Origin of the sequence: Mycoplasma marinum, from assembly GCF_004335975.1 — a bacterium.
Taxonomy (GTDB): Bacteria; Bacillota_I; Bacilli_A; order Mycoplasmatales; family Metamycoplasmataceae; genus Mycoplasma_K; species Mycoplasma_K marinum.
Window position 1 is genome coordinate 1 of sequence record NZ_PSZO01000027.1, and the last position, 9,134, is coordinate 9,134.

General features: G+C 27.4%; 7 protein-coding genes. 6 read left to right on the forward strand and 1 reads right to left on the reverse strand.

The window, feature by feature from the left end:
- Nucleotides 1-257: 257 nt before the first annotated feature.
- The 4 genes from C4B24_RS04215 to C4B24_RS04230 are packed head-to-tail and all read left to right on the forward strand — an operon-like array spanning nt 258 to nt 5,612.
- Complete coding sequence (locus tag C4B24_RS04215; RefSeq protein ID WP_131599528.1) at nt 258-1,952, forward strand: YhgE/Pip family protein; 1,695 nt, start codon at nt 258-260, stop codon at nt 1,950-1,952.
- Nucleotides 1,952-3,298, forward strand: a complete 1,347-nt coding sequence (locus C4B24_RS04220; protein WP_131599529.1) for a YhgE/Pip domain-containing protein — start codon at nt 1,952-1,954, stop codon at nt 3,296-3,298. Before C4B24_RS04215 ends, C4B24_RS04220 begins: the two co-directional genes overlap by 1 nt.
- Nucleotides 3,299-3,358: 60 nt before the next feature.
- Nucleotides 3,359-4,105, forward strand: a complete 747-nt coding sequence (locus tag C4B24_RS04225; RefSeq protein ID WP_246005082.1) for an ABC transporter ATP-binding protein — start codon at nt 3,359-3,361, stop codon at nt 4,103-4,105.
- Complete coding sequence (locus tag C4B24_RS04230; protein WP_131599530.1) at nt 4,089-5,612, forward strand: hypothetical protein; 1,524 nt, start codon at nt 4,089-4,091, stop codon at nt 5,610-5,612. The genes C4B24_RS04225 and C4B24_RS04230 overlap by 17 nt, the downstream gene beginning before the upstream one ends.
- Before the next feature lie 76 nt (nt 5,613-5,688).
- On the opposite strand, the gene C4B24_RS04235 is transcribed toward C4B24_RS04230, so the two are convergent.
- Entirely contained in the window at nt 5,689-6,933 is a 1,245-nt protein-coding gene (locus tag C4B24_RS04235; protein ID WP_131599531.1) for a hypothetical protein, read from the reverse strand.
- Between the two features lie 167 nt (nt 6,934-7,100).
- Here C4B24_RS04235 and C4B24_RS04240 point away from each other — a divergent pair, with 167 nt between their 5' ends.
- Both C4B24_RS04240 and C4B24_RS04245 read left to right on the forward strand, forming a co-directional pair.
- Nucleotides 7,101-7,985 (forward strand): ATP-binding cassette domain-containing protein, encoded by an 885-nt coding sequence (locus tag C4B24_RS04240; RefSeq protein ID WP_131599532.1) that lies wholly within the window; start codon nt 7,101-7,103, stop codon nt 7,983-7,985.
- Nucleotides 7,978-8,982, forward strand: coding sequence for a hypothetical protein (locus C4B24_RS04245; RefSeq protein ID WP_131599533.1), 1,005 nt, complete (start codon nt 7,978-7,980; stop codon nt 8,980-8,982). The genes C4B24_RS04240 and C4B24_RS04245 overlap by 8 nt, the downstream gene beginning before the upstream one ends.
- Nucleotides 8,983-9,134 lie beyond the last annotated feature (152 nt).

A 9,134-nucleotide genomic window follows, 5' to 3' on the forward strand; every position in this document is an offset into this window, starting at 1 on the left:
TAGCAACAGAGTGCACCTGAATCCTTTCCGAACTCAGAAGTTAAGCCTGTTAACGTCGACGATAGCCGTAAGGTGAAAATAGAAAGTCGCTATTTTTTTCGCCTTTTTTTTAAAATATGTATTTTTTATAAAGGGCTATAATTTAATCTTAATAACACTTTTTTTGTATCATATTTTCACTTATTTGAATAAAATTAGCAAAACAACTAAAAGAGTGCTAAAATATAATATATAATAAAAATCAATATTGGGGGAATATGTTTAAAAAACTTTTAAAAAATATAAAGGAATTTTGAAGAATATTTAAATTAGAGTTCAAAATTAACTTTGGCGGGCACAGATTAAAGATGTTAAAATTCATGGGTATATTAGTTGTTCCATTTTTATATGGTTTCATCTACATATGTGCAATGTACGATCCTTTAGCTAATACAAAAGGTGATTTAGATATTACTTTTGTTGCTTCTGAAAAAATGGCTAATAATTGAAACGATCCTCAAAAGGCTTCTGATCCAATATATTCATCATTACGTAAATCAATTCATAGTAAGAGAGATATAACTTCTCAAATATATGAAGCTTCAACAATTAATCAAAAAGATATTGAAGAAGAAAATGATTCCTTCAAAAAAGAAATAGGCAAGCATAACGTATCCATAGTTATTAAACCTATTTATAATAAAAAAGAGGATCCAAAACATTTGAATCCACTTAATCTAACAGAGTATGTTGGTTATATATTTGCAGATGCAATTGTTAAAAATTCAATCGATAAATCATTGATAAATAAAATATTAAATCAAAATATTTCTCTGTTAAAATCTAAAATTATAATTTCTGCTTTAGAAAAAAGTATGGAAAACTATTCTAATCCTATAGATGTATATTTTAACTATAAGAAAAATTTTGTGCTTGGTTTTGGTGCAAACAACAAAATTGCTAGTTCATCAACATTAATAGAATTATTTAATAGTGTTTTGTCTTCTCCGTCAACATTTTCTCACGCAGTAGTTCAAGATGGAATAATTAACTCTATTAACGAAAGATTGTCAATGTACCATAAACTAAATAATAAAGTTCCAATTGCTTTAGATCCAAAAATGGAATCTAGCATAAGAGCTGCTTTTCCAAAACAAAATGTTGTAAATCAACAAATATTTGATCCAACAATATTTGTAGATAAATATGAAGGTGGAAAGCCATTAGAAAAATATGGGATTGGTCTTGCACCACTATTTATTTCAATTGGATTATGAATTGGTGCATTATCAACAACTCTTATGATTACTCCGAAAACACATGAAAGAGGAACATCTAAAATTAAAGCATTCTTTGCTAAATTATGTCTAATCTGGATTGCAAATATAATGCAAGTAACAATATTATTTGGTGCTTTATCATTATTAGGTTTTGCCGATACGTTGGGTTCTAATTTACCATTATTCTTCCTAACAGGATTCTTTATATCATTCCTATTCTCAATGTTCGTTTTCTCTATAAGATGTATGATTCCCGCAAAAATAACAGGGCTTTTTACAGTTACAATAATTTTATTGATACAAATCACATCTTCTGGTGCCTTGTTCCCTACTTATGCACAGCCTGAATTTTTCCAAGTTATGAACAATTTTGTCCCATTTAATTATTCTGTGGATGCCTTGAGAGAAACACTTGTGAATACTAATTTAACAAATTGAGGAATGAATTTATTTGTAATTATATTAATGGCTGTACCTTTTGTGACTATTGCCTCAATAATTTATAAGAAAAGAAAAGAAAATTATGAATTAGCTAATAAAGATGCATTTAAAGAGATCAGTGAAGAACGGCAAACAGAAATTAAAGAAATTGAAGCACCATTATTTAAAAAGTTTAAAAAAGCTTTCTCTAAAAATAGCAAAGCTCAGAAAACTAAAAAAGTTAAATCTAAAACTAAAAAAGGTGGTGAATAATGTGAAAAATAATTAAAGAAGAATTAAAGGAATTAACTAATACAAAATGAAAAATTCTTGGTATTGTATTCTTGTTAATTACGCCAATGTTATATGCAATATTATTCTTAAGTGCTTTCAGTAAACCAATTCATAAATTTGACAATGCTGATATTAGAGTAACAAGTTTGGACATTGATAAAAAGACTAATAAACCCAATGAAATAAGTTCAACTATTGCAAAAGGTATGGTTGGAACTCATGATATCGATGTACACATTGATAAATATAAGATGACAGTTAAAGAATCAACTGAAATTTATAAAAATGAAACCGAAGCTAAGGCAGCGGTTGATAATGGTAAAGTTGATGGTATTTTTATAATTCCTGATAATTTTTTTAATGATATGACTAATGCGATTAAGAATATTATCAAAGAAATCAAACATACTAAAGCTGATCCTAAATATAAACCGAAAATAACTACTTTACCAAGAATAACATTTTATACTTCTTATAAAAATAATTACGTTGCCGCAAGATTTTTAAGTATGAGAGCTGATGTAACATCATTAAAATTAGAATTTCTAGATAATATCCTTGACAAGACTATTGATGGATTAATCAAAGTTGGTATACCTGTGCCCGCAACTATTAGAGCTGATATTAATAATTTATACCAAACTTCTAGAAATAAATTTATAAAATATAAAGCGATTGGTAAAGATATTGGAGATTATGGTAATGGTCTAGCACCTTATTTCTTTTCAATAGCTTTATGAGCAGGGTGTATTATGTCTGTATTTATGTATAAAAATAGACGTATTGGTCCAGAAGCTAAAAAAGCTGTTACATTCAAAAACTATTTTTCAAAAACAATTGTTTGAGTATCTACTGCTTGAATTCAAGCTATATTAATGATTTCAGGTGCGTTTATGGTTGGGCTTAAAATAGAAGCCAATCCATTTCACTTATTTATATTTGCAATGTTCGTTGCGACATTGTTTGCATTAATTGTTCAAGCGATTTCTTCTATATTTAGAGTTGGTGAAGTTGGTTCATTTATGGTTCTTATTTTACTTATATTGCAACTTGCTGTTTCCGGGGGTGTTTTCCCTGCAACAATGCAAGAACCATTTTGACAAAAAATAGCTCCTATAGCTCCATTCACCTATACTATTGATTCATTCAGAGAATTCTTGGCATCGCCAAATTCAACAGTAATTTGAACGGGTATTTGACCTGTATTACTATTCTTATTATTTATTCCTTTATCACTAACAATAAACTTTATTGCTGATAAAAAAAGATTCAAGAAATATGGTCACTATACTTCTCATGATCCTGAATTGCATAATGAAATGTAATAAAATAAAATAAAATATTTAAAATACCTTTTATACGGGTATTTTTTATATAATTATTTTATGAAAAAAGATATTGAAAATATACTTGTTATCGAAAACTTAAGTAAAACAATCAAAAAAACAGAAATTCTTAAGAGTATTTCATTTGGTGTGAAGGAAGGTTCCTTTCATGGTTTTATAGGAGCTAATGGTGCTGGTAAAACAACTACAATTCGTTCTATAGTTGGATCATACAGTCAATATAGCGGCAAGATACTAATAAACGGTATAAATTCACAAGAGAAGGAGGCAAAATCATTTATAGGTTATGTCCCCGAAAGACCCATTTTCCCCTCAAAGCAAAGTGTTTTAACTTACTTAACTTATATGGGAACACTTTCCAATTTAAGGAAAGCGGAATCTAAGAAAAAAGCTATGGAATTATTGGAGGAGTTTAATATTATGGAGTTTGCAGAGGAAAATCCTAATAGATTATCTTCTGGTCAAAAAAAGAAAGTTATATTAATACAAGCGCTTATGAATGAACCTAAATTAATCATCATGGATGAGCCTGCTTCCAATTTAGATCCCATTGCCCGCCATGAGTTATTTGAAAGATTAAAGAAGTTAAATAAAAAAGGTGTCACAATTTTTATAACATCGCACATATTGATTGAATTAGAACAATATGTAGATAGTGTTACTATGATTTCACATGGGAATATTGCATTTTCAGGATCTATGAGTGACATACAAAACAAAGGGACACTAATGCAATCCTTCTTAAATTTGGTTAAAAAGGGGGATTTGAATGAAAAATCTAATTAGATATATTCTGAGGAATGAATTTGCCAGATCATCTACTTATTTAATTCCTATTTTGGGTGTTCTTATTTATGCTGTCTTAACAAGCGCACAAATATTTAGTTCTTTTTCTCAATCCGAAGTTAGTTTTATTGAGTCTGGTAATGCATTTGCATTCATAACAATATTTTCCATTTCAATTATTTTTGTTTCACTAAAAGTTGTAACAATATTCAAACAACCAATGGAAAATGGATTAGATGTTTTATACTCTTCTAAACCTATAACAACCAAAGGAAGAGTTTTTTCGAAATTCATTTCATTGTGAATATTAATAATTTACTTCTCTATTATATTTCTATTTGCAACATTAATTTGTGGCGCAATGGATAAAAAAGCAACATCATTGGAAATATTTAATTATGCAATTTCAATTTTTATAGGTAATGTAACTATTCTTTTTGCAGCAAGTTCAATATTTGTTATTGCAACACTAAAACTTAATCAAAGAAGCATTTTAATGCTAGCAACTTCTATTGCAGTGTTTGCACCATCGTTCTCTATTATTATTTCTCAAACTTTAAAGGCAAAAATGCCATCGGAAAATCTTTTACCAGGGTACGTTAAGTTAAATTCAAATCTTGAAGATGTAACTAAAAATGAGGCTAATATTTATCCTACAAGCGAGAATACTATTTTTATAAACGACAAGAATGTATATGTTTCAGATTTTAAAGAAGGATATGATGATTATAAAAGTAACAAAATTTATAAATATCTAGCTTATTTTGATCCTTGGTACCAATTTTCTAGTATTTATGACGTTACATATAAATCTAAATATGCAAAAAGCGGAAAGATGTGATCAGAGCAGACTATGAAATTTGAAAAAAGTGATGATTTATTTAATATTAAAATTGGTAATGAATCATATACTCCCATTGTTGCAAAAAGAACACTTGAAAGCTCTAGAAATGATAAAGTTAGTGCCTTGGAAATGCTTAAAAATGGTAAAAACAATTTCTTTTATAAAAGTTTAGAACATTATAAAGAAAAGTATAATAGTTGAAGTTTTGCAAAGCAAATGATTTTTGCAGCAAATATTTATAAGGAAATATTAACTAATAATAATATAAAAATATTATTAGAGGGTAAAAATAATAATGGTCTTATTAGTGTTGTGGATAAAATGAGTAAAAATGAAGTTGAGAATTATTTCAATAGCGGATATATAATTAATCAAGATAATTCTTATAAGTTTGATATTGATATTTTTTCATTAATCGCATGACAATTAATGACAAATGTTGAAAATATATATACAGGATTTACTAATCCTAAAACAATTGGTTTAAGTAATAGGTTTGGTAATACTTATGATATTTTATTGATGAAACAGGATGATAAGATAAACATTATTGTTCCTAAGGATTACATCAATAAAATTGGAGTTTATATTTTCTGAACAATTGCCACAATTATATTAGTTTGAATGTCAATTTGATTTATTTCAAGGAAAGATTCATATTAAAACACTTACATACTTATAAGGTGAGTGTTTTTTTATTTTTTATGTTAAAAAAGCATTACTTATATTACAAGTATGCTTATTTTGTAGATCCAGAATCCAGTACAAATTTTATTAAGTCATGATTCAGTTTTTCTATTTTTTCATTAGGGATGTTATGATCTTTTGCTCACTCCTTGACCATCTCCATATTCTCCACGCCGGTTGCCACATTATTAAATAATGTTATTAATCTTGGAAACATATTGAAAACCTTATCATTTATATTACCAAATAAACCATATAAATAGTCAATTTTCCTATTATTTTGACCTGGTTTCTTATCTCACAATATATTGTGATAATCAATTAATATTTTACCAAATCCAGCTGTGATACTAGTTCCCGAGGAAAGTTTTTTAAGTGCAAATTTTGCTTCACCACCAATAAATCTTTTTGTATCACCAACATCTCCGAAAGCATTTATAAGTTCTTCAAGCATGTTTTTTTTATCTAAGGCAATTGCACTTTTTATACCTTTGTAGGTACCAATTACTGTTAATCTTCCACCATTGGTACTATGATATAAATCTATTAATTCTTGTTTTAGATCTTTGGGAAGCATTATTGAAATATTTTTTTCAAAACCAAGGTTTATATTTTTATAAATGGGATTTATATTTTTTTGAGCATTTGTTATTTTTGCTTTATCAAGTGCATTTATTATTGCTGAAATGTCTTTGTAATTTTCACCATTCAATTCAATGTCAGCAGTTTGCGTAAAACCCGAAATTTTATATTGAAATTCTGCTTGCTCACCACTTATATTTATAACGGTTTTAACCCATAAAGTTCCTGTTGCATCATCTTCAGATCCTTCTATTAGAGAAATTTTAATTTTCCCATTTTTGTCAATTGATTCGATATAAGATTTTAATTCTTCCATTCCAAGTATTTTAGCTGGTATATCTTTTATATTTAAAGGGGTATTTTTTGTCTCTCCAGGTTCTCCGTTAATCATAGTTCTTGGTGATCTACTAAAAGGCGCATTTGAAGATTTTACTCAATAAGAATTAGCATTGAAGCCATTGATACCATTCTTTTCTTGTCAATTGCTAATTTTTTTGATTAAATTTGGATTTCCTATAGGTTGGCTATTAGATTTTCAATTAATTGATTGTAATTTATCTAACTTTGCCCAACTATCAGTTTGTTTGTGTTCATCTCCCTTTTCGAAAAGATTTTGTGTTTTTTTAGAACCACATGAACTTACAGTTATTAATGGTGCAGAAACTACTGCTAACCCTCCCAATGTGCATAGCGATATTTTTAATTTTTTATTCATTTACTCCCCTTAATATAATAAAAATTATAACTCTTATTTAATTAAAAAAATCAATCATTTGCAACACTAATGATATGGTTTTTTATCATTTTAATATTTGATTTGCCACGTTTTAAGAGTATAATGGTGTAAAATAAAGTATAATTACTTATATAAAGGAAGTGAAAATGTCGCTAATTATTAAAAATGTAACGAAGATATTTAACGATGGTAAAAAAGCTTTAGATTCCGTATCAATTAAATTTAAAGATAATCAAATAACTGGTCTTATTGGTTTTAATGGTTCAGGTAAGACAACGCTATACAATATCATTTTAAATTTTATAGAAAAAAATGAAGGTGAAGTTCTATTAAATGGTAATTCTATAACAAAAGAAGATTTAAGAGAGTTCACGTTTTTAGGTGCGGGTACGGAAACAAAGAATGCAACGGTGGTGAAAAAATATTTACTAGAAATTGCTGATTTGTACTTTATTCCTAAAAAAGAAGCTAATGATATCATTGAAGAGCTAGCAAGAAAAATGGAATTTGAAATGAATTTGAATAAGCCGATAAAGTCTTTATCGAAAGGTAATCAACAAAAAATCAAGGTTATTGCTTCATTTTTAAATAAAAATGCAAAATATATTATTTTAGATGAACCTTTTGATGGTTTAGATCCATTAATGGTTAAGAAAATTGCTAAAATGTATACTGAATTAAAAGATATGATGATTATAATTACATCGCACAGGATGGAAGTTGTTCAAGACATGTGTAAAGAGTTTTATGTAATTAAAGATGGTGTAATTATAGATTCTAAAAAAGTTGAAGAAAAGTCAGTTTTTATAGCAGTAAATAAAGAAATACAGAATGCTAATTTAAAAGATATTGAAGGCATATTAAATATAAGTAAAATAAATGATGAAACAATAATTGAAATTAAATCTATTGATTACTATAAGAAAGTAACGCAAGAATTAATTAAGGATAAGGGTTATATTTATTCAACTATTAAAGAGAAAAATATTGCTGAATCAGTATTTTTAGGTTATGGAGATTCTAATGAATAATACAAATAAAAATTTAAATCCAAATTCTTTCCAAAGAACAATGAAGGTTATTAAGTCTTCTTTTACTACACAATTCAAGTCTTCAACTATTTTAGTTGCTGTTGTATTGGCTGTTTTAGCATTACTTGGACCAATCATTCAGTTATCAATAAGAGATTTGGAAACTCAACAAACAGATAAGATAAATTTATTCCTTACAACAGATATAGGTAAGGAAATGATGAAAAGAATACCTGACTTCAAGCTGCATAATGATGCAGATATTAATGCTTTAATAAATCAAATTCCACAATTTGAAAAATATGTTCCTGGCATTAATAAAATCATCCCACAATTAGAGAATATGAAAATTTCTAGAATGTCATTTGCAATATTGGGTCAAGTATTTTCAACATCAATACTATATTCATTGGGTAGAGGTATATTCACGGCTTTAAGAGACAAAAATTCAATTGATAAAAATAGAGTTATGTATATGAATTATGGCAAGGGAAAATTATTATTCTTTAAATTACTTTCTGAAACAATGTTCTTCCTATTTATTGTAATAACAGCTGATGTATTAGGAATTATTTTAGTTAAATATGTTGGTAAAGGTACTATTGATTTAAATCTTATTAAGCAACTAATTGTTCAATTAATTGGTATCGCAGTATTTTATTTCTTTATACAAGTAGGTGTAAGATTTATAACTTCAAGAATAGATTCTAAAACTACTATGGGTATTGTTCTTGCTATATGATTGCTTTCTACAGCATTCTTATATGTAGTTCTTTCAATAGTCTTAGGTGTTAAACCTGATTCTGTACAAGTAATTTCAGATAACAAATATGCGTTTACATTTACTCCGATTGCTAATATTGTAGTTCTTCCTCTTGTCTTATATGGTTATCTTCCAATGTGAACTATAATTCCATTTATTGTATATTTGACTATTGCTATTGGATTAGTTTGAAGAATTTTAACACCAAGTGTTAAAGACTATTTATGTAGTTAAAATATTATAAAGATAAACTAATAAAGGTTAAAATATAAAATGAGCTTCAAAGGAAGTTATATTAGGATAAAAAATTAAGACACACTCAAAGTGTTGGACATCATGCGAGAATATTCGTATGGTGTTTTATTATCCAAACATCTTTGAACTCT